We start from the raw sequence: 26525 nt of genomic DNA on the forward strand, positions 1-26525 counted from the left end.
CTTATTCTCCCAAGACTTTAAAGGTATTCAAAAGTTCGAAATTCGCCTCTGAATCCAATTTTTCAACCAAGTTCTTGAATTGTGTTTGGTTGACTTGGTGGGTAATGATGACGACACTTGCAAATTGACCATCTGAGTCTTCTTGGAGGATTTGCTTGAAGGAAGCTCCTTCTGCATTAAAGATTTCCGCAAGACGCAAGATTTGACCAGTCGCATCTGGTGCCTTGATTGAGAAATAATAGTTATTTTTCACATCTTCAGGCTTAGCCAATTGAAGAGGACGGCTGTATTCATTGAAGGCTTTGCCGATCGTTCCTTCTTTTAGACGACGGACAATGCGAACGAGGTCGGCTACAACACTGGTCGCAGTTGGTTTTTGACCAGCACCTGGTCCGTAGTACATAGACTCACCAATCCCGATGGATTCCACATAGACCGCATTCATGACATCGTTCACACCAGCGAGTGGGTGTTGTTTTGGAAGGAAGGTTGGTGTCACTTCTGCTGCGATCCCTGACTCTGTTTCAACGATAGATCCGACCAGCTTAATGACATATCCAAGGCTTTGAGCAACCGATACATCTTGAGGAGTGATCTGGCTAATTCCTTTGTGACCTACTTGGTCAAATTGGATATTCATCCCAAAAGCGAACTGGCTCAAGATCACCATCTTGTATGCAGCATCGATTCCTTCAACGTCGTTGGTTGGATCACTTTCAGCGTAACCAAGACGTTGCGCTTCTGCTAAAGCATCCTCATAAGTCCAGCCTTCTTCGACCATTTTGGTCATCATGAAGTTAGAGGTTCCATTGACCACCCCGAGCACTTTGGTCACCTTGTCGGAAGCAAGGGAATTCACCAAGGTCCGAAGGATTGGGATCCCACCAGCTACGGCAGCTTCATAATAAAGAGCCACTTGGTGTTTTTTAGCAATCTCTAGCAACTCGCTTCCATGAACGGCAAGAAGGTCTTTGTTAGCAGAAACCACGTGCTTCCCTGCTTCAAGAGCACGGGTGATAAAGGTCTTAGCTGGCTCAATCCGGCCCATCAATTCAACCACGATGGCAATGTCCTTGTCTTCAATGATCTCATCGACATTGGTCACAAAGTTGTAGTCATGACCAGCAGCTTGTAATTTTTCCTTCTCAGCATCATCTCGAACCAAGACCTTGGCGATCTCGATTTCATCTTGAGCTGCCTGGGTGATTTTTTCATGGTTTTCTTTTAATAAAAATGGTACGCCACTTGCAACAGTACCAAATCCTAGTAAGGCAATCTTAACAGACATCCTATTGACTCCTTGAATTTTCTATAGTAGCTCCATTATAACAAAAACTTGAGCGTTTGACAGCCAATTGCCTTAAAAATTCTGAATTTTCATGACAGGATCTGCCTGTAGCAAGTTCTGGAAAAGAACCTAGAATTTGTGGTACAATAAAGAAAATAATGAAAACGGTGACACTATGAGTAAACGAAGAGTACCTAAAAAAATCAAAGCCCTACTTGGAATCAATGCCCTCCTACTGGTCTGTATCTTTATTTGTAGCTTTCTTCTGATCAAGCGGATCACTCAGCCGAATGAGGGGAATACCAGTGGCACTGCCATGACGCGTTCTCTCGAAGAAGGTAGCTCCTCTATCGAGTGGACTCGGGTGAAAAAGCCGGTCAAACTGCCCATCCTCATGTACCACTCCGTGCACAATATGGCCGAGTCTGAAGCTGCCAATGCTAATTTGATCGTTGATCCAGAAACCTTTGAAAGCCAACTAAAGGCCCTAAAAAAAGCGGGTTACTACACCCTGACACCTGGGGAAGCCTATCGCATCCTCGTCAAGAACGAAGTACCCAAAGGAAAGAAATTTGTCTGGCTGACCTTTGATGATGGCGTCGAAGATTTCTATACTATCGTCTATCCGCTTCTTAAGAAGTACAAGATGACCGCCACCAATAATATCATCACGGACTTTACCCAAAAGGAAAAAGAAAATGTCCTGACCTTTGACCAAATCAAAGAGATGAAACATGCTGGCTTGACCTTTGAAAGCCATACGGTCAATCATCCAGACCTAGCCAATTCCAGTCTTGAGACCCAAAAGAATGAGCTAGTTGCTTCTAAACGCCTGCTAGATAAGGTGCTGGATCAAAATACCAGCGTTATCGTCTACCCATCCGGTCGCTACAGCCAGGTCACGATCGACCAAGCCAAGAAAGCTGACTACAAACTAGGCCTCACCACTAAAAATGGACTAGCCAGCTCCGCTGATGGACTCTATTCCCTCAAACGAGTCCGGATCCTTCCAACCACTACAGGAGAGGATCTCCTAGCCATGATCCAAGAATAAAGAAAGAGAGTGGGACAGAAATCGGTAATTCGTTAGAATTCGATTTCGTCGTCCCACCTCCGCACAGTTGAGTAGGGCTGTAAAAGCTGATGAAATCAGCGTAGTAGAGCCCACTCAACCACTGCGTCTTGCTCGACAATCCAAAAATAATTGAGAGGCTAGGACTTTTGTCCCAGCCTCTTTTGTTAGAGTTACTTATAAAAAATTTTTTATCGTTGATTCATAAACTGTAATAGGATTCAAAAATTTTTAAAAGAGCTTCAACATTGATTTGCTATAGTCTTTGACTTTCTTTTATAAATGCTCAAAACAATTGCAAATGACAACAACTGCCAAAGAATAATTCTTACTATCTGCAAGCTATCTGATTCAGAATTTGAGACAACATGGACCAGATTTGAAGCAAGATTGTTGAAAAGATGATCTCCTAGTCCTAGCCACAAGGAACCTGTCATTTTGTAAAGTAAGGACCATTTGATGCTCATCATTCCCGCTAGGATAACATAGCCAATCCCCATGGTAATAAGATTTAAGAGTGACGATTCTCCTTGAAGATAATCTCTGAACGGCATTGCCAAGTGCCATATTCCAAATAGGAAGGCTATAAAGAATAGACTCTTACGGTAAGAAATCCCTTCAAGAATTTTGGTGAAAAGGCCACGAAAAACTCCTTCTTCCATCCACACGTTTATCAGGTTAAATAAGATACTTAACATGATAAACAAGATACCTGCTTGTGATCCTTTTTCGTTTGTTAAGGAAAAACCACTGGCATAAAACGATAAGTGAACATTGCCATGAAGAAACAAGAGAACAATACACTCAACTGTATATGCAAAGATGGAGCACACTAAACCAAAGAGCAGGCCATTTCCTATACCTCTTATAATTCCATTAGGTGTAAAACCAATATCTATCCATCTTAATTTGCTAATTGAAAGAATTCCCCACAATAAAAGTATTCCAAAAAGTTTGTGTAGAAAATTCTCCGATAAAAAAGTATCATCTGTCCTCATATACAAGTATTCGAATAGCCTTGCTACTGAGCAGATAACAAATATAATTGAACAACTTAAAATAGGTTTCTTTATTAGTTGATTTAGCATATCTTTCTTTCAAATAAGTCTTTTATAAAAGTTAATTTCAATATTTCACTCAGTCCAATTCCTTCTCTAGTTCTTTTAGAAAGGTGATTAAAAATTGATGGCGACTTTCTGCCATTTGTTTGGCAGTCTCCGTGTTCATTTCATCTTTTAAGAGGAGCAACTTGTCGTGGAAATGTTGGACGGTATCAGTAAGGGGTCTCCCTTTGTGGCCACCATAGGAAAAAGTTCGCGCAATTCCTACAGCTCCTATCGCATCGAGCCGGTCTGCATCCTGGACAATCTTGCCTTCTAAGGTTTCTGGATGTTTACCGCGATTTTTGCTGAAAGAAACAGCATTGATTACCCGACAAATCTGCTCGATTTGGTTTTTAGGAGTACCGATCTCTTCTAGAAACTTACGAGCATTCGCATGATTCTCTGTTTGAAACAATTTATCATCATCAGCATCGTGAAGAAGAGCTGACAAGCCCACTATCTCCAGATCACATGGCCCTTCTGCTTGTGCGATTCTCATAGCATTAGTATAGACGCGGAGGGTATGCTCTACATCATGGCCATCCGCTCGATCAGCAAATAAGGTTTTCACATACTGCTTAGCAGCAAGAATTCGTTCTTCCATCATCGTTCTTGTCCTTTGAATAATCTATGTATAGTTCTATCTATTCATTTGGGCTAGTTATGGAGAGGGGCAGTTTACTTTAAAACCACCTATCGGTGGTTCTTACTTCTTCTTTTGTGGGAAGAGAGGAAGGCCTAGGGTCGCGATTTTCTCAGCGGGAATCTTCATGCCATCCTTGATCCATTTGGAGATGACAGAGACAATGGCTGAGCTCCAGAAGGAATTGAGGTAGCTGCCAGCGCCATTTGATGAGCTGCCATTTCGTTTTTCTAAAAAGTCATAGACTGCCTTGGTCAAGAGCCGTTCAAAATTGTAATCAATGGCCAGGCTGATAATCTTAGCTTCTTTCTTAACTTCCTTAAAAAGATAGACCCAGACTTGGTAGAGATCTGTCTTGAGGTTGTAGCCATCTAAAGACTTGGTAATTTTTGCGATACTAGATTGAAAGATAGACTCAAGAATCTCTTCTTTTGATCCATAATTGCGGTAAAAGGCCGCGCGAGAGACCCCAGCACGCTGAACCAGCTCAGAGATGGTGATCTTTTTCAGATCTTTTTTCTCCAATAGTTGCAGGAGAGAGATTTCGATGGATTCTCGTGTAATCGCATTGTTTTCTTGGTTAAATCGTTTGAGATTTTCCAAGGATTTCTCGGATATTTTTCTTTCTGCCATAACATTTACTTTCTATCTGTCTCACCTGATGTTATCTGCTTGGATAGCATGGTACTTCATGATATAATTGTAAAAGAAGACAAACTACTTGTCAATGTACATTTTTATACAATTATGAGGTATGAACTGATGAAATGGAAAATTATTGCGGATTCAGGCTGTGACTACCGCTCTTTGGACAACCTGGCACCAGATACGGAGTTTGTCAGTGTCCCACTGACCATCCAAGTGGGAGAAACTATCTACACAGATGATGTCCAACTCAATATCGATCAGATGATGGAAGAGATGTATGCGACTACGACTGCTTCTAAGTCTGCCTGTCCGAGTCCCGATGATTATATGAAGTCCTTTGAAGGAGCTGAAAATATCGTCGTTGTGACCATCACTGGAACCCTTTCAGGTAGCTACAATAGTGCTGAGGTGGCCAAGAAGATTTATCTAGAAGAGCATCCGAATACCAATATCCACGTCATTAATAGCTTGTCAGCTGGGGGTGAGGTGGACCTGATCGTTCGCAAGCTCAATCAGTTGGTCGCTGAAGGCCTCGATTTTGATCAAGTAGTCGATGTGATCACGACCTACCAGTCTAAGACGAAGTTGCTCTTTGTTTTGGCCAAGGTTGATAATCTGGTCAAAAATGGGCGTCTCAGCAAATTGATCGGGACTGTTGTCGGACTCCTCAATATCCGTATGGTCGGGGAAGCTAGTAAGACGGGTACCCTTGAGCTGCTTCAAAAAGCACGGGGCCAAAAGAAAGCGATCAAAGCTGCTTTTGATGAATTGATCAAGGCGGGTTATGCTGGCGGTCATATCACCATCGCCCACCGCAACAATGAAATATTTATTGAGCAATTCTCTGCATTGGTTCGTGAAAAATTTGCCCATGCAATGATCGAAGTCCTTCCTACTTCTGGACTTTGTAGTTTCTACGCCGAAGAAGGCGGCCTCCTCATGGGGTATGAAATTTAAGTTACCACTAAAAAGAGGCTAGGACAAAAGTCCTAGCCTCTCATTTGTTTTTGGATTGTCGAGCAAGACGCAGTGGTTGAGTGGGCTCTACTACACTGATTTCATCAGCTTTACAGCCCTACTCAACTGTGCGGAGGTGGGACGACGAAATTGAATTCTAACGAATGACCGATTTCTGTCCCACTCTCTTTTTTTATTCTCCGATCTCTTGGTAGAGGGTACGGATTTTTTTGCGGTAAATGGTATAGCTGATCCCAGCTCCGATTAGCAGGATGACACTATAAAGGATCACAGCCAGCAGGGTGCTGACGGAATGATAGGTCCAAATGAAGCTGACAATGATCAGGAGAAACATCACAAAGAGAAAGACAATCAAGAGGATAGACTGAAGAACTGCATTCCCACGATGACGGGTCATCAACTCTGTGATATTGGTCCAATTGGTGCTAAAGTTCTGAAAATCTTTGACATAGTCTCGGATGCAGATCGGAATGGTCGTTACAACCCAGATCAGTAACATGGCAAGGATAGCCAAGGGATGGACGCCAAAATAGAGACAAACGCCAACTAGAAGAATGACAGGAAGGATGGATTGCACCAGATAGAGCAACCAAAACTTCATAAAGAGATAGCGTTTGAAATCAACAGGGAGGGATCTCAAGTATTCAAAGTTTTCGCGCTCTAGCGAAATACCGATACTGGTCAAGCCTCCAAAACTATTGAAAACACCGATCAAGATGGCAACAAGGGTCAGTGGTACCAGATACTGGGGTGTCAAGTAAGGACTGAGGCCTCCTATATTTTTTGATGCTCCTGCTGCTCCACTGAGGAGGAAAATATATGGCAGAATACTCATCATCAATAGGACTTGCACCATAAGGGTTCCATCGCTCAAGAGTCTGCGATGATACTGAATGACAAACTGTCTAAAGGAGTCTTTCTGGCCCACATGGATGGCTTTCACGCGCTCTTTGACGGTTTGGTTGGTCGCAACCGCAAGGGCTGCATCATAGAATTGTGGGATCACGATTTTGCGAACCAGGCCGATCAAGACCAAAAGCACCGCTATCCAGCCCAGAAGGCCAAGGATCGCTCCACCATCAAAAGGATGGAGGATAAACTGATGAAAGGCTGTAAAAGGTGGAAATAGAATGGGAATATCCGCTCCACCCGACACCTCTACCCGATGGGTTTGGACTAGATTCAGATAGAGATAAGCTCCTAGGCTCAGAAGAGAACCAATTCCGACCATGATGTTGGAGACCAGGGTCGTGTGTTTTTTGAAAAAAAGGGTCTTAGTGATCAAATGAGCTAGTAAAATCGTCGCTAAAAAGAGAACGCCTAAGAGAATCACGGCACAAAAGAGGCCTAGCAGGATCCCTAACGGATTGAAGCCGCCTGCTTGGACAGGCAGGATCAAAAAATAGCTGATCAATGGAAGGATAGCCATGAGAAGGGTCAGGATGACCGAGATACTTTTTCCAGCAATGACTTCCGCATCTGAGAAAGCATAGGGCCGGTAAAACTGGAGGTCCTTGCTTTCATAAAAGACATTGTAAAAACTCATAAAGCCTTGGGAAATGGTCATCAAGGAAAAGAGGGCCACCATATTGACAAAGAAGGCTGGCTGATGGACAAAATCATAGATACTAAAGAGCAAGCCAAATATGAGGAAATAGACCAATCCTAAAAAGAGGTAGTTGAGCACCGATCTGCGGGCAACATTGAGTTTGACGTCCGGTTTTTTAGCCTGTTTGGCGCGTAATTTTGCGATCTGGGCCGGCTGACTAGCATAGATGATATTGACATTGACCAGCTGTTGGATGATCTTAAGACGCATGATCGCCACCTTCTTCCTTCCGCCCCGCTAGGCTGAGATAGATACTTTCCAGACTTTGTTCGGGATGTTGGCCCTTCAATTCCTCGATCGTCCCATAGAAGATGAGATTACCTTTTTTGAGAATGGCGATCTTATCACAGAGTTGTTCGGCCACTTCTAATACGTGGGTAGAGAAAATAACCGTCTTGCCGCGATCCGCATGTTGGCGCATCATTTGTTTTAAATCGTAAGAAGCCTGTGGATCCAAACCGGTCATGGGTTCGTCCAAGACCCAGATATCTGGATCCGACAAGAGGGCTGCAATGACAAAGACCTTCTGGCGCATCCCATGTGAAAAGGATTCAATCACTTCATAGCGGTGGCTCTGAAAATCAAAGATCGTAAGAAGCTCTTCCAAGCGTTGATCACAGTCTTTCTGACTCATATCATAAGAGGTCGCAACCAACTCCCAGAATTCATTGGCTGTGAGGCGCAAGAAAAGATCTGGTGAATCCGCTACATAACCGATCTTCTTTTTGATCGCCAGCCGATGGCTATAGAGGTCCTGACCATCCACTTCAATTGATCCAGTAGTTGGGGTGATGACACTGACCAGGCTCTTAATCGTCGTTGACTTTCCAGCTCCGTTGTGGCCAATCAAGCCGACAATTTGTCCATCTTCGATGGTCAGATCCAAGTGGTTGAGGGCAATGTGCCCATCGTAATCTTTGGTAACTCCGTGAAATGTAATCATGTTAACTCCCTAATGGATCCTCATTGGGACCGTTTTTTCTTATTCTGTTGATAAGCGATCATCGAAATGGTAGAGCAATTCTAGCAGATAGTTTGGAATGGTCTCTAAGAAGTCTTCTTTGTAGACCCGCTCTCCTCGCTTATGCAATTCTTTGCCCCAAGGGCCTAGATTGACCGCTGGAACCTGAATTTGGGCAATTTTTTCCAGATCCAGATCATAGACCTGGGCTGGTGTGGCTAGGCTATCCAAGACGACTTGATAAGAGGCCACATCCTTTTCCAAGGCACAATAACTGGTGTCGTTAATCCCCATAAAGTATTCTTCGACTTTTAAGAGGTAACCTCTTGTGTCCAGATACTCGCGGTAATCAGTGATGAGGGACACGATATTGAGATCGGTATTGTCCAAAAAGCGGCAGTTCATGGAAGGATAATAGGGGGGCGCAAAACCAATAACCACCATGGGATCCTTATCTCCGAGAAACTCTAGGAGTCGCTGGATTTGCTGAATCGCAAGGCTCTGGTAGCTGGTCCCATTACGAAAATCGTGCTCCGCTTTTTTATTAGAAGCTTCTCTAAAGTCTTGGTAACCCTCTAAGTCTTGGCAACGTTCCTCTAGTTGTTGATAGGTGATGACTCTTGGCCTTGCAATAATATGTTCTTGGCCAGCCTGATCCTGCAAGTGCTCATACTTCTTGTAAAAGGCGTCCAAGGCCTCTTGACTAAGCTCATAGATTCGTTGCAAGAGCTCTTGCGGTGTTTTCTTCAAATGTAACACACTGAAATAACCAGCCGCATAGAGCACGGTCGATACATCGTACTGCTCCTTCAAATCTCTGAGATAGGACCAAGAAGGAAGGGGAGACGTTTCTCCCAACGCCTGATCTGCCAGATCGGGATGAAGATCTAGCTGGCTTGCAATGGCTACTAGGAGGGACAAGGCATTGATCCCTTTAAGGGGCTCCTTCATATGGGACAAGACACCTTGTGCCACAACGACCGGCATGAGTTTGCCGACTGTGCCAATGTGAAGGACCTTTTCTTTTCCTACCTCTGATTCAAAGGGTTCTGAATCCACTGCTAATACATAATTCAGATCAAACTTCTCCTGCAAATCTGTGAGGAGGCCCAAAGCTCCACGCATCCCACGTGAATAGGATTCCTCATCTCCAACAGAGAGATAGAGCAGATTGACCTGACCTTCCACGGGATCTGCCGCATAGGCTTCCAGAACCCCCAATTGAAGGGCCAATGCTGCTTTCATATCGCAAGACCCTCTGCCAAATTTCCATTCCCCAGAAGCTAAATCTTCCTGCATATCAGGTCGACTGTCCAGTCTTTTCAAAGCTTCTGCTACTTTATCAGAATCGAGCGCGATCTCTGCCAAATTTCCATAGTCTTCTAGATCAACTGTATCATGGTGGTGGAAAAGGATAACTGTTTTTTTCTTTCCCTTATCAACCAGGGCCCAATTGACCGACCGATGCAAGTGATCCTGTGGCACCTGATAGCGCCCAAAATGGTCCGGGTGTTCCTTGAAATAGGGGATTTGTCCAATCCGTTGATCCAGGTAGGCTTCGATTCCTTGCTCGGTCTCAGTATTGGTGAAGCTTGGAATCGCCAAGGCTTCGGAAAAAATCGTTTCGATGCTCTCTCTATTGGTGGTTTTCACTTTCTCTCCATCCTTCTTTTCTACTATTCATCTTTGTGAGCTTTGCCAAGTGACAAAAGGCTGGTGAGCATGAGTCCTAGGAAGCCAAAGAGAGTCCAAGAGCTTGTTGCTTGACCTGTTTTTGGAAGGCTTGGTTGGCTTGTCACTTCTATCTTATCTTTATCAGCTCTTTGAGCCAATTCTTGTGCAGTTTCTTCTTTTTGTTCCTTACGGAAGTCCATCGGATCTCGACCGTGGCTTGGTTTTTGAGGAATTTCAGAAGTAGCTGGATTGGTTGGCGTCATTGGATTACTTGGAACAATTGGTTTTTCCGCTTGATCTACTGGACTTGGGTCTTGTTCAGGATCTACTTTTGGTTGAATGGTTGCAATTGGCAAGATCCGATCTGCCAATGACGCATAGTCTGTATCTTTTTCACTTGGTTGATAACGGAACAAGAGAGATCGACTGTCTTCTACGATTGGAATCGTTGCAGAAATAGAATCTGTCTTGAAGGTCACTTCATAAGGATCTGCAAAATAGATGTAATCTGGATCATAGGTGTGCAAACTCAAAACCAGTCGATGGCCTTTTTTCACTGTATAGAGATTTGGTTGCAGATACATGGTGTAATCATGATATTCGTTTTCTTTCAGATCAATAGAATGACTAGAACTTGCTGAGTCATAGCGAGATGCTGGATTGGCCAGATTCATCCAACCACGCGCAATCACCACACTCTTAACCTTGTGGGTCTTGTAACGTTTGAGAGGCAAGGTTTCAAGGTTGCTACCATTCCAGTAGCCTGTCTCATCGATGGTTTCTTTTTCCAATGTGCGCGTGCTATAACCGTCTTTGTCATAGGTGATTTCTTCTTTGACCACATCAAAGTCTTCGTCTGAAACATCCATCAGGGTCGCACTGACATGAGCATGGTTTTTGTCTCCCTTGACAAAAGCAGCGCTAAAATGCACAGGAATATGGCCTTTGATGGTGACATCTTGGTCGACGGTGGCTGCATAGGAAGCTGCCACTTCGGAAGAATGGAAGGCTGCATCTTGGTTACGTGTAGTCCAGTTATTTCCTGTACCATAGTAATCGCCAGTTACTGTCACATCCTCCCGTTTAGAGTAGATTCGAGCGGAGATGGCATTGTTGGTATCCCATTTATCAAAACGACGCCATTTACTTGGATCTAGATTGTCCTGAGCTGTTACTTGTGGAAGGTTTTCAATCCCATTTTCAATACCGTAGAGGTAATGGCTATACCAGAGATTCATCAGGTCATTAAAGGCTTGGCCTGCGACTTCTGTCCCTGACCAACGAGTAGATGGATAGATGTGATTGCCCTGGTGGAGCAAGACCTTGGCATCGATCCCCGCCTTTTTATAGGCTTCTAACATGAGTTCAAAATGTTTGGGTTTGACATTGTCATCATTGAGCCCTTGGATAATGAGAGGGGCCGCTTTCAGATTGGCTGCATTGAGCGTGTAGTCGCGTTTAGCATATTCTTCGTTGTAATTATGACCATCCTTGTGTTGGAGCTCATTGAGCTTGGTGATATAGGCTGCATAGTAATCCTTGACCTTGTCCCAATCTTCCTTGTCAAGGATACGACCAGAGGTATAGACAGATAACCAGGAAAGGTCATTGGAAGCTCCTGTATCAAGGGGAGAGCCTTGGCTGTTGAAATGGTCATACCAACTAGCAATCCCTGCGGCTGGCACAATGGTCTTGAGCCCTTCAACCCCAGTGGACGCTACACCAAATGTCGTCGTACCTGCCCAAGACAAGCCTGTCATAGCGACATTGCCGTTGGACCAGTCTGCCTTAACTTCCTGGTTGCTAGTCTTATCAGAGTAGGCTTTGCGTTTGCCGTTGAGCCACTCCACGATATTCTTGTATGCGGCCACTTCAAGATCAGAGCCGGTCGTATTGATCCCGTCTGATCCTTTTGAGCCCAAACCACTACTGGTCACCACTGCATAACCACGAACTAAGAAATAATTGTACCAGTTGAGATTTTCGTAATCATAATGCGTATAATCTTCAGAGCTTTCACGTGGATTGACGTAGTACCAATCCTTTGGATCAGTTGCTTTGGCTACTTCTTCTGTCGTAACAGACTTGGTTGCTTGGCGTTTGGCAGGTTTTTCATAGAGCTTGGCCATATCGAATTTTCCACCTTCTTTGAGGCCAATTGCCTCTAAGGTACGCTCTTCTGTTGTTCCTGTTACATAAGGACTAGCTTCAAAAATGGTCGCAGCTTTATAGTCCCCATTGACAGCAGCTTTTGGCACCTGCACGAAGGTCTTGACCAAGTCAGGCTTGCCATCTCCATCCGTATCATAATCAGTTTCCACATAGACAATATAGCGGACGATGTCACTCTTGTCATAGGAGTAATGCTCCGGATCGTCCCCTGGCGTAAATGGGAAAATAGGTTGTGCTTTGCCATTCAAAAAGAGAGGTGTCTTCTTGTCAGCTCGGTAAGCGGCACGGAGCTGTTTGGCTACATCAACCATCGAAGTGAGATTAGTGACTGGAGCAGAGCCCTCCACTCCTTCCTTGACCATCCCTAGGCTCTTGGCAAAAGCTAATCGGTCTTTATCAGTAGATCCGACTTGATTTTCCTTGGTAGAAGCCCAGTTCAATAGTTGATTGACTGCCTCCGTCACAGTGACTTCTTTTTCACGATCCTGATCGGTTACAGTTGCACCAGTAATTTCAGCCAAGTCTCCTTGGGTTACTTTTGGAGCTGTGCTCACCTCTTGACTGCCAACGGTAGGCGTCGCAGGCGCAGGGCTTGGCTGATTGGCTAGAGTGGACTCAACAGTTGGGGCGCTCACTACCGCTGGACTTGACGCAGGTTCTTCATGTAGCTCAGTCGTCGGAGTAGTTGTCGGAGCGGTTGGCGAAGTGGTTGGTCTGTTAGTTTCTGAAACCTCTTCCACTTTTTCAGGATGTACGGTTTCTTTAGTGTCTCCTTGTGTTGAGGTCACTGTTTCAGTAACTTCAGGACTTGCCGTAGAAGGAGTAACCGTCTCCTCAGTAGTTGTGCTGCTTACTTGGTCTGCTTGCACATGCTGGGCGAGTACAGCAGGACTAATCAGTAAACCTGCAACGAGTAGAGAAACAAGAGTTGTTTTTTTCATAAAATGGTCTCCTTTCACCATTTTCAAAGTCAGTCCTAGCGGAGCCTGACTCTATTATGTTATATTCTCACTTCATTTCTTTCATGTATGCGATTTCTTTTCTATAAAAGGCTTGCTTCCAGCGCAAACGTTTGTCGCATCCAACTATTTTTGGTAAAATAGGGACATTCACATGAAAGAAGAAATAACGATGGAAAATCAAACCTTAATGCAATATTTTGAGTGGTATTTGCCCGCTGATGGGAACCACTGGACGCGTCTTGCTGAAGATGCGCAACACTTAGCAGACTTGGGTATTCGCAAGGTCTGGATGCCACCTGCCTTTAAAGCTACTTCTAACAATGACGTTGGGTACGGAGTCTATGACCTCTTTGATTTGGGCGAGTTCGATCAAAAAGGAACGGTTCGTACCAAATACGGTTTCAAAGACGATTATCTTCAAGCCATCCAAGCCCTCAAAGATGCAGGGATTCAACCAATGGCCGATGTCGTTCTCAACCATAAAGCTGCTGCCGATGGCTTAGAAGAATTCGAGGTCGTTGAGGTCGATCCGATGGATCGAAACAAGATCCTTACCGAACCTTTCACCATTCAAGGATGGACCAAATTCACCTTTGATGGCCGAAATGGCGCCTATAATGACTTCCACTGGCATTGGTACCATTTCACCGGTACGGACTACGATGCTTCACGTAATAAAAGTGGGATCTACCAAATCCAAGGGGACAACAAAGGTTGGGCCCATGGAGATCTGGTTGACAAGGAAAACGGAAACTACGATTACCTCATGTACGCCGATATCGATTTCAAACATCCCGAGGTTGTAGAAAATCTCGACCAATGGGCTGAATGGTTTATCGAAACAACAGGGGTTGAGGGATTCCGTCTGGATGCAGTCAAACACATTGACTCCTTCTTTATGAAGAATTTCATCCACAATATCACCAAAAAATATGGTGAAGATTTCTACGTCTTTGGTGAATTTTGGAATGGGGACACAGAAACCAACGATGAGTACTTGGAAAGCATTGACTACTTATACGACTTGATCGATGTGGCCCTCCACCAAAATCTCTTCCGAGCTAGTCAAGAAGGTGAAAATTTCGACCTTCGAACTATTTTTGACGGAACACTAGCACTCAATCATCCTGAACAGGCCGTAACCTTTGTGGACAACCATGATACCCAACGAGGGCAAGCCTTGGAATCTACCATCCAAGAATGGTTTAAGCCTGCAGCCTATGCCTTGATCTTACTTCGTGAAGCTGGTTTGCCTTGTGTCTTCTATGGAGACTACTACGGTATCGAGGGCCAATTTGCGCAAGAAAGTTTCCAAGGGGTCCTCGATCGACTCTTATGGGTTCGTAAAGATCTGGCCTATGGGGAAGAAACGGACTACTTCGATGATCCTAATTGCATCGGTTGGACACGTTCAGGTTCAGAAGAATCAGCACCAATCGCCTGCTTGATTTCCAATAACCAAGCTGCTACAAAAGTCATGGAGATCGGCTCATCCTACGCAGGCCTCACCTACTATGATGTACTAGAAAATTGTAGCGAAACCGTCCAAGTCCAAGAAGACGGTACTGCTGAATTCCCAGTGGCAGAACGTTCCGTCAGTGTCTGGGTAGCCCAAGATACAGAGGGGCAATAACCTTTATATGTAATTTTCTCCTAGGATCTACACCTTCCTAGGATAATTTTTTCCTGTAAAAATTTTATAGGAAATACAGCTTCATTTTAGCACTATAAGAAAGCGCTGTCAATGGGTATCGCGTCTATTTGAAAGAAATAAAGAGCATCAAAAAAACTCGTTTTCCGGTTTGGAAAACGAGTCTTCTTTTTAGCTCAATTCTGCAATGATTTCTTTCAATTGGGCTTTCGTATGAACTCCAGCCACTTGTTTGACAACTTGTCCATCTTTTTTAAAGAGAAGAGTTGGAATCGACATGATACCGAATTGACGCGCTGTATTTGGATTTTCATCGACATCCATCTTACAGATTTTCAAATCATCTTCATGTACTTCTTCTGCCAACTGATCCAAGATTGGAGCTTGCATGCGGCATGGACCGCACCAAGTTGCCCAAAAGTCAATCAAGACAAGGCCTTGGCTGGTTTCTTGTTCAAAAGTTGCATCTGTGATTATGTGTGCCATATTTCCTCCTTTTTCAGTAGTGACTACTGATTCTGCATTTCTACTTTTATTTTACACTAAAAGATGCCATTTTAGAAATATTTGCTACGGGGAGTCCTTAGGCATCTTCTCTCTTTTTGCGCCAAAAGATGAGGCTAGAAGCTGTTAGGCTAATCACCCCTAAGAGACCCAGAGAATGGTCTTTGCTCCCTGTTTGAGGAAGCGTATGATCTGCTTTCTCTCCTCCCACTACAAGAGTTGCAGCTTGAGGATCTTCTGCCAATCCTTGTGAAACAAATTGAGGTCCATAAGATACAGCTAGTGTATGAAGAGAGTGCTCTTGTCTTGCTGATCCTATTTGCATCTGCTCTGCTTTTTCAGGAAGAGTTTGGCTTGGTTGGACAAAGGATTCTGGGCTTGGAAGCCTATATTCTTCCTTGTAGTGCACTTCTGGAGCGACTAGAGCAGCACCTTCAACTTCTGGTAAATTCGCATAGTCTGTATCTGTTGCACTTGGTACATAAGCTGCCTTTTGGGCGCGGGTCTTTTCAACAATTGGAATCGCCGCCTGGATAGAATCTGTCTTAAAGGTCACTTCATATGGATGCTCCACCGTTAAATCAGATGGGTCATAGGTGTTGAAAACAAGTGCTAACTTGTGACCTTTCTTAACCGTATAGAGATTTGGTTGGAGATAGACCGTATAATCGTGGTATTCTCCCACTTTTGGCTCGATGCTAGCTCGTGAGCTTGCTGAATCGTAGCCAGACTCAGGGTTCGCAAGGTTGATCCAGCCTTTCGCAATCACCTTGTACTTGGTCTTGATGGTTTCGTATTCGGCAACAGATAGGTTGCTTAAATTGCTTCCCATCCAGAAAGCGTCTGCTGTTTTATCTTGCTTGACGCTTCCATTTCCTACCACGTCAAAGTCCTCATCTGCCACATCTACCAAGAGGGCGTTGATTTGGAAATTCTTTCCTTGACCCTTGGCAAGAGCTGCCTTGAAATGAACGGGGATGTGGCCCTTGATCGTAGTGTCCTCAGTAATATCAGAAACAAAGGTCAGATTGGCCTTAGAGGAGGCTTTGCTGACTGTTTCATTACGGTTAGCGATCTCGACACCTGCAGCCGCATAGTCACTAGAAATGGTTTCTTCTAGACGTTTCGAGCTTGCATTCAAGAAGAGACGTTGACTGCTCTTCCAGTTATCATAGCTGGTCCACTTGCTTGGATCATAGTTGTTTTGAGCTAGGACCGCTGGCAAACTTGCGACGTGATTGTCCACTCCATAGAGGTAATGGGTCAGCCAGGTATTGAGCAGGTCATAAAAGTCCTGACCATTGGCGGTGATGCCGTATCCCCGTGACATAGCCGCTGGATAGACGTGATCTCCTTGGTGGAGATAGAGCTTAACATCTTGTCCTGCTTTCTTGAGGGCATCGTACATGAGTTCAAAGTGTTTGGTCTTGACATTGTCATCATTCAAGCCATGGACGATCAGGGCGCTGGTCTTGAGATTTTCTGGATGAAGGGTATAATCCCGCTCCTTCCAGACATCACTGTAGTTGCGATCATGAGCGTACTGGTCCTTGTTCAATTGGTTGATGTAGTTGGAATAGTTTTGCCAAATACCTGCCCAGTCGTCTTGGTCCAGCATCCGTGTGCTAACGTAGAGGGAGAGCCATGAAAGGTCACTATAAGGTGCATTGCCAAACTGGGTTCCTTGGCTATTGAAATAATCATACCAAGAGGCAATCCCTGCTGCTGGAACGATGGTCTTTAGGCCTTCTACGCCTGTTGCCGCCACACCAAAGGTCGTGGTTCCAGCCCAGGAGAGACCAGTCATTGCGACATTACCCGTTGCCCAGTCTGCCTTGATTTCGACATTGCTGGTCTTATCGGTGTAGGCCTTGCGTTTGCCATTGACCCATTCGATGATATTCTTGAAGGCATTGATTTCGAGATCGGATCCCGTCGTGTTAAATCCTTCTGATCCCTTGGTACCAAGTCCAGCACTGGAGATAAAGGCATAGCCTCTGACCAAGAAATAGTCGTACCAGTTGAGATCTTCGTAGTCATAGATATACTCGTAGGGACTGTAGTAATACCAATCCGATGCCTTGGCTTTTTTGGCTGCTTCTACTGTTGTTTCACTGCTTACTGGCTGTCTCTTTGCAGGTTGGCTGTGCAGTTTCTTCATGTCGTAGCTACCGTCCGTCGGAAGGCCCAGACTTTCAAGAGTGACGTAGTTTTCATCGAGGGTCCCCGCTACGTAAGGGCGCGCTTCCAGAATGGTTGCTGCCTTAAAATCGCCTTGTGCTACGGCTTTTGGTAATTGAACAATGGCTTTGACTAAGTCAGGCTTGCCATCTGCATCGGTATCGTAGTCTGTTTCGACATAGACTGGGAAGCGTACAATTTGGCTATCTTCATATTTGTAGTCTTGGTCTTCTTTTTCTCCCGTCGTATAAGGGAAAATCGGCTGGGCACGACCATTTAAAAAGAGCGGGCTTTTCTTTTCAGACCTGTAGGCATCGTAGAGTTTCTTAGCTGTTTCGTACATCTTGGCCAATTCTGGCTGACTAACCTTACGAGTCAGATCATCAGATTTTTCAATCAAGCCTAAACTCTTGGCAAAGCGTTCGCGATCTGCTTGGCTTTGGCCCAATTGGCTAGGATCTGTTGCTGCCCATTGAAGCAAGCCATTAACAGCATCCTGGACCGTCAACTCTTTAGAGGCCTGATCCTCTGCAAGGGTGCTACCTGTGACCTTTGCCAAATCCTGGGCTGTTACCGGAGCTTCTGAACTAGGAGCAGATTGAGGTGCAGCTTCCCTGTTTGTTGCTACTGGACTTGCTACTGGGACCGAAGGCTCACTTTGTCTTGTGTGTTCTTCTGTAGCAGGGGCTACTTGATTGGCACCTGCCGTCCGATCAAGCGATGCCTCACTCAAGCTCGCTCCTTCTTCACTAGTGACAGCACTTGCGTCACTTGTTTTCGGTCTTGCTTCAGTAGCTGGAGCATGGACCACTTCTGTCGATGGGGCTAGCTCTTCAGTCTGCTCATCTGCTGCTGCTACTTGATGCAAGACCATCGGTGCGATCAATAAACTTGATGCGACAATGGAAACTATTGTTTTCTTTTTCATGTCAATCTCCTCACTTTTTGTAATCAACACTCCTATTATACTATGTAAGCGTTTTTAGATCAAATAGATATTCAAATGATCCCACAAAAAACCGAGGCATCAGCCTCGGTTATCGATCCTTATTTGACGTGTTTCTTAAGATCTTCTTGTGCTTTTTTGTTTGACTCTGCTTGTTCTTTTTGCCATTTTTCAAGGGCTTTGTTGTAGTCAGCAGTTGTCACAGCTTTATCTTGGAGTTTCATTCCTTTGTAGATCACGTGGTCTTTTCCTTTACCACCAGTCCATGCAAATGGAGCTGAGAATGGTTCGATACGTGTCAAGAATGGACGTCCTGTTGATGAAGAAGTTGGCATCACAAGGGCACTATCAGTCAACCAAGCTTGTGCAGCCGCATATTTTTCATAGCGTTTGTTGACGTCTTGTGTTTCTGCACCAGCATCTTTGATCATCTTTTCAAAGTCGTACAGACCAACTTTTTTAGCTGCTTCATTGTTTTCACTTGGGTCAAATCCAAGGAAAGTCTTAGTATTTTCACCAGATGAAGCTTTCAAGATATCCATGTAAGTTGATGGGTCTTGGTAGTCAGGGCTCCATCCAACATTATCAGAGAGATCCCAGTCTTCGCCGGCCGCATTTGGCGCAAAGAGGGTCACATTTTGAAGATCTTCTTTCGAAAGCATTTGGATATCGATGACGATATTTTCTTTACCAAGTGCTTCTTCAACTGATTGTTTGAATGATTGTACCCGTTGAACTCTTGATGGTGTGGTTTGGTCTACAGGCATATCGATGTGAATTGGGAATTTCACACCTTCTGCTTCCAAGGCAGTCTTCGCTTTTGCAAACTCTTCCTTCGCTTTCTTAGCATCGAAGAGACCATTTTGACCATCGTCTAGTTTAGTAGATTTCCACTCATCTCCGTAGGTATCCAATTGAGTTTTCACCATTTCACCAAAGGTCTTGCCATCAGCTTGGACAAATGTTGGTGGAATGTAGAGGTTACGGATGATCTTGCTTGCTCCGTCTTTTCCGTTTAATTGAGCAGCATACGCTTCACGGTTGAAGGCAAAGCTGATCGCTTGACGGAAGTCCTTGTTCAAGAGAGCTTTCTTAGTAGATTGTTTTTCTTCATCGGTCTTTTTAGCTGTGTGTTTGTAAGATTGACGGTCGATGTTGGTACCAATGACATAAGAAGCAGCATCTTGAGGAGTGTAGGTGATTTCGTCTTTAAATTCTTTGGCTTGCTCTGAGTAACCAGATCCAGTTGGGAAGAGTTTTGCCAAGCTAAGAGCATTTTCTCCGAATGATTTCGCCAATTTACTTTGGTCTTGTCCATCGTAGAATTCCAATTTTACATCTGAGACGTAGACCTTGTCTTTATCCCAGTAGTTTTCATTCTTAGTCATTTCGATAGAAGATTTTGAAGTAAAGCTCTTCAAGATGTAAGGACCATTGTAAAGAAGGGAGCTAGTATCACTTGCTTGAGCGAATTTATCCCCTTTTGATTTTACGAATTTTTCGTTGACAGGGAAAGTGATCCCAAGTGTCAATTTAGAGTTCCAGTAAGATTCTGGTTGGTTCAAAGTGATTTGAAGGGTATGATCATCAACTGCTTTTACTCCTACAGCTGAGAAATCTTTATTTTTACCGCTGACGTAGTCATTCAAGCCTTTGATAGAATCTTGGATGATGTAGAGCATTTCTGATTTGTTATCAGCCGCATATTTGATCCCTGTGACGAAATCTTTAGCTGTTACATCCGCATACTCTTCGCCTTCTGAATCATACCATTTAGCATCATCACGAAGTTTATAAGTATAAGTCAAGCCATCTTGCGAAACTGTCCAATCTTTTGCAAGAGATGGAATCAAGTTCCCGTATTTATCATTTTCAAACAAACCATCAATCAAGTTTCCAGTGATATCGTGGGTTGCTGCTTTACCAGATGTGATATAGTTTAGGTTTTCTGGCTCAGTCTCATAGACATATGAGAATTTTTGACCGTTGCTTGAGCTAGATGATTTAGAACCACCCGAACAAGCTGCTAGGATACCTGCTGAAAGGAGGGCAACTCCCGCAAGTGCAATGACATTTCTTTTTTTCATGTAAAACTCCTTAAGAAATTTTAAGTTTATTTTAAGATTATACCACAAAGATTTTCAGAAGAAAAGGAATTTTCAGAAAATTTTAGTTCTTAAAAAAAACTACTCCGGAGAGTAGTCATTAATTTAAGTTTAAAACTTATTTGAGACTTTCCTTAGGTGACTACGGACGTTAGGTGAAATTATCCAGTGGATGATTTCAGCAATCCAGGAAGTTCCATGACTTAGTTTTGAACCTAAAGTTTCAAAACTCCCGAGTGCTTGAAATGATTCTATTTCAAGCACTTTTCTCACGGCGGAAAGTCTCAGTTTTGATTTGAAAAACTATAAGGACTGGATATTTTATAAAAAGAATCTTATGTTATTTTCTAAGAAAAAACATTTTTTTCTTTCTAAAACTAGTTCACAAAAGTAGTTCCAATTTTTAATCTACCAAGTTGCTCTTGAGGTAGGCATCGACCATGCGCTCTGTTGCGACTACAGAATCCAAGTGGGTCCGCTCATATGAGTGGCTAGACTCGATCCCTGCCCCGAGAAGAGCGTGTTTCACTTCTGCTCCTGCGCTCATGGCTGCAGAGGCATCTGATCCGTAGAAAGGATAGATATCCAATTGATAAGGGATTTCTTGGGCTTTTGCCAAGGCTACCAAATGCTGACGGAATTCGTAGTGATACGGTCCTGAAGCATCTTTGACACAGATGGATACCGTGTATTCATCCGTCGCTTGGTCATCTCCCATAGCCCCCATATCCACTGCCAAGTACTCTACCACTTCAGACGGGATACTAGAATTGGCCCCATGCCCCACTTCTTCAAAGACTGAAAAGGCAAAGGTGGTCGTTACTGGCAATTGGATCTGTTCTTCCTTGTAGACGCGCAGAAGATTCAAGAGAATCGCTGCACTCACCTTGTCATCCAAGTGACGAGATTTGATAAAGCCGGTATCTGTCACAATGGTCCGTGGATCAAAGCTGACAAAATCCCCCACTTCAATGCCAAGTGCACGGGTTTCTTTCTCATTGGTCACTTTTTCATCCAGACGGACTTCCATATTGTCCTGAGTCCGCTCGACAGTTCCCGCATCCTTGTAGACGTGGCAAGAAGTCTGATGGACCAAAATTGTCCCCGAATGGGTCTTTCCTGTATTGGCTACATGGACTGTACAATTTTCCCCTTCTATCATATTCCAAGGGAAACCACCGATACGGTCTAGCTTGAGGCGACCATCTGCTTTCACAGCGCGGACAATAGCCCCTAAGGTATCCACATGGGCTGTGACATAGCGTTGCTTGTCTGTGATCACACCAGGCACGGTCACATTTACCCCACCCTTAGCAGTCCGAGTTACTTCGTACCCAAAGCCTTCAATGGTGTTGACCAAGTAGTCTGCGATCTCACGTGTAAAACCGGTCGGTGAAGGAATGGCTGTCAATTCCTGCAAATAAGTCACTGTCTGATTCATAATGCCTCCAAATGTGTTTTTCTTTATTCTAGCATGAAATAGGTGGAATAGCTAGAGGAGAGAGCTTACAGATTGGAGTTTTTCAACTCTTCCCGTACTTTCATTAAGAGAAGACCGGGGTTCTATTTATATTTTCAACACATTTTGGTAGAGATTCATTTAGTGCACCTAAAATAAAAAAAACTTGTCCACAACTAACGGTGTCTAAACAAATTCCACGCAGGCTATTTCAATGGTGATACATAATTATCAGGATAAAAAATGATGTAATTTTTGACAATATCTGTTAGACTATCTTCAGTTATGTTTCTCCACTTATGAAGATAGAAGGTTTCAGACTTGAGAACAGAGTGAAACCATTCGATACAGCCATTATCTGCTATTTCGCCTCTTTTCTGAGAATTCTTACACTCCTGTTTCCAGCGATAAAGGTGGAGCGTTTGACGCCGAAACATTCTAAAATAATCGATACAGGGCACGTTTTCTTATACTCTTCTACTAGCTTGATAAGACTTACTTTGTCGATTCTCTTATCAAGTTCTGATACTTTTTTAGTAATTCTACCTGCAAACGTAACTGTTCTACTTCAGATAATTGTTTCATCCCTTTACCATAAGTATATTGTTTCCCCACAGGTTGGTGGAAACGGTACAATTCATCATTCTGATACCATTGCCACCAAGTCTTGGCCTGACTAGCATTTTTGATGCTGAGGGTATCCATGATAACTTTATTTGATTTGCCTGCCTTCTTCATTTCGATACAGGCTGCTTAGTTTCTACTGAATATGCTTTTTGACCATAACAAAACACCCCTGTTTCTAGTTTACCAGAATTCAACAGGAGTGTTTTCTTGTGTCTCATTTTATGGGTGCAGTGCCGACCCTAGGGATTCTTTCGTTCTCATATATACGTCATTAGTATAGGCTAATTTGATTTAAATTCCAAGAGAAATAACATTTTACATAAAAATCAGTGGGTATTTTACAATTTTTGCATATAATAGAGCTAAAAAACAACTGGTTTTAAGAATTCTTATCTGAAACATTCGGAAATTCCCCTTAACCGTAGCGGAAAGTTGTTTTCTTCTCCTATTTATAATAGACTATCACTAACATTAGATGAAAAGGTGACCCTATGACTATAAATCAACTGCTTCAAAAGCTGGAGCCTACTAGCCCTATCCTTCAAGCTAACTTTGGAATTGAACGCGAAAGTCTTCGTGTCGATAGACAGGGAAAATTAGCACATACGCCTCACCCTTCATGTCTAGGAGCTCGAAGTTTCCACCCTTATATTCAAACAGATTTTTGTGAGTTTCAGATGGAACTCATCACACCAGTTGCTAAATCTACCACTGAGGCTCGTCGATTTCTTGGAGCCATTACCGATGTAGCTGGACGTTCCATCAGTAAAGATGAACTTCTCTGGCCCTTGTCCATGCCTCCTCGTATCAACGCCCAAGAAATCCAAGTTGCCCAACTGGAAAATGAATTTGAACGCCATTATCGTAACTACCTGGCCGAAAAATATGGAACTAAACTACAAGCTATCTCAGGTATCCACTATAATATGGAACTAGGGAAAGATTTGGTTGAAGCCCTATTCCAAGAAAGTGACCAGATTGATATAATTGCTTTCAAAAACGCCCTCTATCTTAAGCTGGCTCAAAACTACTTGCGCTACCGTTGGGTGATTACCTATCTTTTTGGGGCTGCACCTATTGCTGAGCAAGGCTTCTTCGACCAAGAAGTTCCAGAACCTGTGCGTTCCTTCCGTAACAGTGACCACGGCTATGTCAATAAGGAAGAAATACAAGTATCTTTTGCAAGCCTAGAAGACTATGTCTCTGCCATTGAAAACTATATCGAACAAGGTGATTTGATTGCGGAAAAGGAATTTTACTCGGCTGTTCGTTTCCGTGGACAAAAGGTTAATCGCTCCTTCCTTGACAAGGGAATCACCTACCTGGAATTCCGTAACTTCGACCTCAACCCCTTTGAGCGTATCGGTATTAGCCAAACTACCATGGATACCGTACACCTACTCCTTCTAGCCTTCCTCTGGCTGGATGCCCCTGAAAATGTTGATCAGGCTCTGGCTCAAGGTCACGCGCTGAATGAAAAAATTGCCCTCTCTCATCCTTTAGAACCTCTACCTTCTGAAGCTGAAACTCAGAACATTACGACAGCTCTAGACCAACTGGTGCAACATTTTGGGCTTGGTGACTATCATCAAGGGCTGGTCAAACAAGTTAAAGATGCCTTTGCAGATTCCAGTCAGACACTAGCTGCTCAACTTCTTCCTCATATCAAAGACAAGTCCCTTTCTGACTTTGCCCTTGACAAGGCGCTTGCCTATCATGATTACGACTGGACTGCCCACTATGCCCTTAAGGGTTATGAGGAGATGGAACTTTCTACCCAGATGCTGCTCTTTGATGCCATTCAAAAAGGGCTTCATTTTGAAATCCTAGATGAGCAGGATCAATTCCTTAAACTCTGGCATAAAGATCATGTTGAGTACGTCAAAAATGGTAACATGACCTCAAAAGACAACTATGTAGTTCCTCTTGCCATGGCTAATAAAACCGTGACCAAAAAAATCCTGGCTGATGCTGGCTTCCCTGTCCCTGCCGGCGACGAATTTACCAGTCTAGAACAAGGTCTAGCCTACTATCCTCTTATCAAGGGCAAGCAAATTGTGGTTAAACCAAAATCAACCAACTTCGGGCTGGGCATTTCCATTTTCCAAGAGCCTGCCAGCCTTGATAACTATAAGAAAGCTCTCGAGATTGCCTTTGCAGAAGATACAGCTGTTCTTGTTGAAGAATTTATCCCAGGAACCGAATACCGTTTCTTCATTCTGGACGGGCGTTGTGAGTCTGTCCTCCTTCGTGTTGCTGCTAATGTTGTCGGTGATGGCAAACACACCATTCGTGAATTAGTCGCTCAGAAAAATGCCAATCCATTGCGAGGCCGTGACCACCGCTCACCTCTGGAAATCATTAAGCTAGGAGACATCGAACAATTGATGTTGACTCAGCAAGGTTATGCACCTGATGATATTCTCCCAGAAGGGAAAAAGGTCAATCTCCGCCGTAACTCCAACATCTCTACGGGTGGTGACTCTATTGATATCACTGAGACAATAGATTCCTCTTACCAAGAATTGGCAGCAGCTATGGCAACTAGCATGGGGGCCTGGGCTTGCGGGGTTGACCTCATCATTCCAGATAAAACTCAGCCTGCTAGCAAGGAAAAACCTCATTTCACTTGTATCGAGCTCAACTTCAATCCCGCTATGTATATTCACACCTATTGTGCTGAAGGTCCTGGACAAGCTATCACTCCAAAAATCCTAGACAAGCTTTTTCCAGAAGTTGCCACAAGTCAAACCTAAAACCTAATTCTTAGGAACAAACAAATCACCTTTATCTCGATGATATGATACCTCTTAAGTAGACAAGGTAAATACCTAAAATCTACAGCTCTTTGTCAACTTTAGTGGGTTGAAGAAAAGCTAAGCTCGAGAAAGGACAAATTTCGTCCTTTCTTTTTTGATATTCAGAGCGATGAAAATTCGCTTCTTGAAGTTTTCAAAGTTCCGAAAACCAAAGGCATTGCGTTTGATGAGATTATTAGTCGCTTCCAATTTTGCGTTGGAATAGGATAACTGAAGGTCATTGATGATTTTCCCTTTGTCCTTTAGAAATGTTTTAAAGACAGTCTGAAAAAGAGAATGAACCTTCTTTATATTGTCTTCAATGAGTCCAAAAAATTTCTCTAGTTCCTTATTCTGAAGGTGAAAAAGCAAGAGCTGATAGAGATTATAGTGGTATTTCAAGTCTTCTGAATAGCTCAAAAGCTTGTCTAGGATTTCTTTATTGCCTAAATTGTCAAATTAAGTTAGACTTTTCAAGTAACTCAGAAAAACTTGGTAGGGTGATTGAAATAGTTCTAATGGTAATTCATAGACTACCCTCTGTTCAGCTATTCCCCCTTCATCTGTAACAAAAAAATATTTCTCATGATGTCGCCAAATATGTTGTCCATAACCTTTTATTTCCTCAAACTTACTAACTTCTTCCCAGCCTAGTTTACTATATTTCATGAACATTATCCGCTCTTTGTATTAATATTTGGTGATCATCAATACTGATAGGGCACAAAAATTTTGTCTGTAATAATTCTTTAAATAATTGTATCTCTATACTTTTATCATAACATATTCTTAGGTTCATTATCTAATCAATTAATCTATTGTCCATCAATTTTCTTTTTTTAACTCTTTCTCTAATTGTTTTAAGACTACTAAAATTTCGCTTTTATAATCCATAGTTTCATCTATAAATCTTCTTGCTAAACTAAAAAAATTAATGTCACCGATATTTTCTCCTCTTCTTATACACTTAGTTAAGTTATATATATCCTGTATAATTCCCGGGTATAACTTTTGACTTGGATATTCTAAGTCAATTAAATCTTGTAATTTGTCTGTATATTTCATATATTTATTTTTCATAATTCAAAACATCAACTTGGTACAATTCCTATATTCACTATCCAGTCTAATGGCCATTGATTTG

Annotated in this window: 18 protein-coding genes and 2 pseudogenes; 4 read left to right on the top strand and 16 right to left on the bottom strand. The window is 43.3% G+C overall.

The annotated features are described in order from the left end of the window. Position 1: 1 nt before the first annotated feature. Positions 2-1288: a homoserine dehydrogenase gene (locus NMM13_RS00480; RefSeq protein ID WP_254726841.1), complete on the bottom strand. Its 1287-nt coding sequence runs from the start codon at positions 1286-1288 to the stop codon at positions 2-4. A gap of 175 nt (positions 1289-1463) precedes the next feature. Between NMM13_RS00480 and NMM13_RS00485 the strand changes: the two genes are divergently transcribed. Continuing rightward, the gene (locus tag NMM13_RS00485) at positions 1464-2342 is read left to right on the top strand and encodes a polysaccharide deacetylase family protein (protein WP_254726843.1); all 879 of its coding nucleotides are present in this window, start codon (positions 1464-1466) and stop codon (positions 2340-2342) included. A 260-nt stretch (positions 2343-2602) separates the two neighbouring features. Here the strand turns inward: NMM13_RS00485 and NMM13_RS00490 are convergent, their stop codons facing one another. The 3 genes from NMM13_RS00490 to NMM13_RS00500 all read right to left on the bottom strand — a co-directional run bounded on the left by NMM13_RS00490 (position 2603) and on the right by NMM13_RS00500 (position 4739). Continuing rightward, positions 2603-3448, bottom strand: a complete 846-nt coding sequence (locus tag NMM13_RS00490; protein WP_049492035.1) for a CPBP family intramembrane glutamic endopeptidase — start codon at positions 3446-3448, stop codon at positions 2603-2605. 49 nt (positions 3449-3497) lie between these two features. Continuing rightward, on the bottom strand, positions 3498-4070 hold the full coding sequence (locus NMM13_RS00495) for an HD domain-containing protein (RefSeq protein WP_023918398.1): 573 nt from the start codon (positions 4068-4070) through the stop codon (positions 3498-3500). Positions 4071-4169: 99 nt separating this feature from the next. Then, on the bottom strand, positions 4170-4739 hold the full coding sequence (locus NMM13_RS00500; protein ID WP_037599347.1) for a TetR/AcrR family transcriptional regulator: 570 nt from the start codon (positions 4737-4739) through the stop codon (positions 4170-4172). A gap of 129 nt (positions 4740-4868) precedes the next feature. Between NMM13_RS00500 and NMM13_RS00505 the strand changes: the two genes are divergently transcribed. Next, the gene (locus NMM13_RS00505; RefSeq protein ID WP_254726844.1) at positions 4869-5711 is read left to right on the top strand and encodes a DegV family protein; all 843 of its coding nucleotides are present in this window, start codon (positions 4869-4871) and stop codon (positions 5709-5711) included. A 193-nt stretch (positions 5712-5904) separates the two neighbouring features. On the opposite strand, the gene NMM13_RS00510 is transcribed toward NMM13_RS00505, so the two are convergent. Genes NMM13_RS00510 through NMM13_RS00525 form a run of 4 tightly spaced genes read right to left on the bottom strand, consistent with a single transcriptional unit; the run spans position 5905 to position 13089 of the window. Further along, entirely contained in the window at positions 5905-7551 is a 1647-nt protein-coding gene (locus NMM13_RS00510) for a hypothetical protein (protein ID WP_023918402.1), read from the bottom strand. After that, positions 7541-8284 (bottom strand): ABC transporter ATP-binding protein, encoded by a 744-nt coding sequence (locus tag NMM13_RS00515; RefSeq protein ID WP_014713507.1) that lies wholly within the window; start codon positions 8282-8284, stop codon positions 7541-7543. The genes NMM13_RS00510 and NMM13_RS00515 overlap by 11 nt, the downstream gene beginning before the upstream one ends. 39 nt (positions 8285-8323) lie before the next feature. Continuing rightward, positions 8324-9955, bottom strand: a complete 1632-nt coding sequence (locus NMM13_RS00520) for a M20/M25/M40 family metallo-hydrolase (RefSeq protein ID WP_254726846.1) — start codon at positions 9953-9955, stop codon at positions 8324-8326. A gap of 23 nt (positions 9956-9978) precedes the next feature. Further along, the gene (locus NMM13_RS00525; RefSeq protein WP_254726848.1) at positions 9979-13089 is read right to left on the bottom strand and encodes a CocE/NonD family hydrolase; all 3111 of its coding nucleotides are present in this window, start codon (positions 13087-13089) and stop codon (positions 9979-9981) included. Between the two features lie 172 nt (positions 13090-13261). Here NMM13_RS00525 and NMM13_RS00530 point away from each other — a divergent pair, with 172 nt between their 5' ends. After that, complete coding sequence (locus tag NMM13_RS00530) at positions 13262-14743, top strand: alpha-amylase (protein ID WP_070449101.1); 1482 nt, start codon at positions 13262-13264, stop codon at positions 14741-14743. A 189-nt stretch (positions 14744-14932) separates the two neighbouring features. Here NMM13_RS00530 and trxA read toward each other — a convergent pair whose 3' ends face one another. From trxA to NMM13_RS00555, 5 genes and pseudogenes are all read right to left on the bottom strand, one after another. Further along, entirely contained in the window at positions 14933-15247 is a 315-nt protein-coding gene (gene trxA / locus NMM13_RS00535) for a thioredoxin (RefSeq protein WP_049483759.1), read from the bottom strand. Positions 15248-15344: 97 nt separating this feature from the next. Further along, complete coding sequence (locus NMM13_RS00540; RefSeq protein ID WP_254726850.1) at positions 15345-18374, bottom strand: CocE/NonD family hydrolase; 3030 nt, start codon at positions 18372-18374, stop codon at positions 15345-15347. A gap of 119 nt (positions 18375-18493) precedes the next feature. Next, entirely contained in the window at positions 18494-20479 is a 1986-nt protein-coding gene (locus NMM13_RS00545) for a peptide ABC transporter substrate-binding protein (protein WP_134974570.1), read from the bottom strand. 421 nt (positions 20480-20900) lie between these two features. Further along, complete coding sequence (locus NMM13_RS00550) at positions 20901-21938, bottom strand: M42 family metallopeptidase (protein WP_254726852.1); 1038 nt, start codon at positions 21936-21938, stop codon at positions 20901-20903. Positions 21939-22487: 549 nt separating this feature from the next. Further along, a pseudogene (locus tag NMM13_RS00555) lies at positions 22488-22750 on the bottom strand (IS3 family transposase); the annotation flags it as partial. Between the two features lie 324 nt (positions 22751-23074). On the opposite strand from NMM13_RS00555, the gene gshAB reads away from it, so the two are divergent. Continuing rightward, complete coding sequence (gshAB, locus tag NMM13_RS00560; protein WP_254726854.1) at positions 23075-25339, top strand: bifunctional glutamate--cysteine ligase GshA/glutathione synthetase GshB; 2265 nt, start codon at positions 23075-23077, stop codon at positions 25337-25339. Positions 25340-25459: 120 nt separating this feature from the next. Here gshAB and NMM13_RS00565 read toward each other — a convergent pair. From NMM13_RS00565 to NMM13_RS00575, 3 genes and pseudogenes are all read right to left on the bottom strand, one after another. After that, a pseudogene (locus NMM13_RS00565) lies at positions 25460-25834 on the bottom strand (transposase); the annotation flags it as partial. A 6-nt stretch (positions 25835-25840) separates the two neighbouring features. Next, entirely contained in the window at positions 25841-26050 is a 210-nt protein-coding gene (locus NMM13_RS00570) for a hypothetical protein (RefSeq protein ID WP_031573799.1), read from the bottom strand. A gap of 156 nt (positions 26051-26206) precedes the next feature. Beyond that, positions 26207-26446, bottom strand: a complete 240-nt coding sequence (locus tag NMM13_RS00575) for a hypothetical protein (protein ID WP_141754482.1) — start codon at positions 26444-26446, stop codon at positions 26207-26209. Positions 26447-26525 lie beyond the last annotated feature (79 nt).

This window comes from Streptococcus sp. CF8_St5-11 (assembly GCF_024295625.1).
Classification (GTDB): Bacteria; Bacillota; Bacilli; order Lactobacillales; family Streptococcaceae; genus Streptococcus.

Coding starts and splice junctions, on each gene's coding strand:
- NMM13_RS00480 (WP_254726841.1), bottom strand. CDS start 1,288: ATGTCTGTTAAGATTGCCTTACTAGGATTTGGTACTGTTGCAAGTGGC.
- NMM13_RS00485 (WP_254726843.1), top strand. CDS start 1,464: ATGAGTAAACGAAGAGTACCTAAAAAAATCAAAGCCCTACTTGGAATC.
- NMM13_RS00490 (WP_049492035.1), bottom strand. CDS start 3,448: ATGCTAAATCAACTAATAAAGAAACCTATTTTAAGTTGTTCAATTATA.
- NMM13_RS00495 (WP_023918398.1), bottom strand. CDS start 4,070: ATGATGGAAGAACGAATTCTTGCTGCTAAGCAGTATGTGAAAACCTTA.
- NMM13_RS00500 (WP_037599347.1), bottom strand. CDS start 4,739: ATGGCAGAAAGAAAAATATCCGAGAAATCCTTGGAAAATCTCAAACGA.
- NMM13_RS00505 (WP_254726844.1), top strand. CDS start 4,869: ATGAAATGGAAAATTATTGCGGATTCAGGCTGTGACTACCGCTCTTTG.
- NMM13_RS00510 (WP_023918402.1), bottom strand. CDS start 7,551: ATGCGTCTTAAGATCATCCAACAGCTGGTCAATGTCAATATCATCTAT.
- NMM13_RS00515 (WP_014713507.1), bottom strand. CDS start 8,284: ATGATTACATTTCACGGAGTTACCAAAGATTACGATGGGCACATTGCC.
- NMM13_RS00525 (WP_254726848.1), bottom strand. CDS start 13,089: ATGAAAAAAACAACTCTTGTTTCTCTACTCGTTGCAGGTTTACTGATT.
- NMM13_RS00530 (WP_070449101.1), top strand. CDS start 13,262: ATGAAAGAAGAAATAACGATGGAAAATCAAACCTTAATGCAATATTTT.
- trxA (WP_049483759.1), bottom strand. CDS start 15,247: ATGGCACACATAATCACAGATGCAACTTTTGAACAAGAAACCAGCCAA.
- NMM13_RS00540 (WP_254726850.1), bottom strand. CDS start 18,374: ATGAAAAAGAAAACAATAGTTTCCATTGTCGCATCAAGTTTATTGATC.
- NMM13_RS00545 (WP_134974570.1), bottom strand. CDS start 20,479: ATGAAAAAAAGAAATGTCATTGCACTTGCGGGAGTTGCCCTCCTTTCA.
- NMM13_RS00550 (WP_254726852.1), bottom strand. CDS start 21,938: ATGAATCAGACAGTGACTTATTTGCAGGAATTGACAGCCATTCCTTCA.
- gshAB (WP_254726854.1), top strand. CDS start 23,075: ATGACTATAAATCAACTGCTTCAAAAGCTGGAGCCTACTAGCCCTATC.
- NMM13_RS00570 (WP_031573799.1), bottom strand. CDS start 26,050: ATGAAATATAGTAAACTAGGCTGGGAAGAAGTTAGTAAGTTTGAGGAA.
- NMM13_RS00575 (WP_141754482.1), bottom strand. CDS start 26,446: ATGAAATATACAGACAAATTACAAGATTTAATTGACTTAGAATATCCA.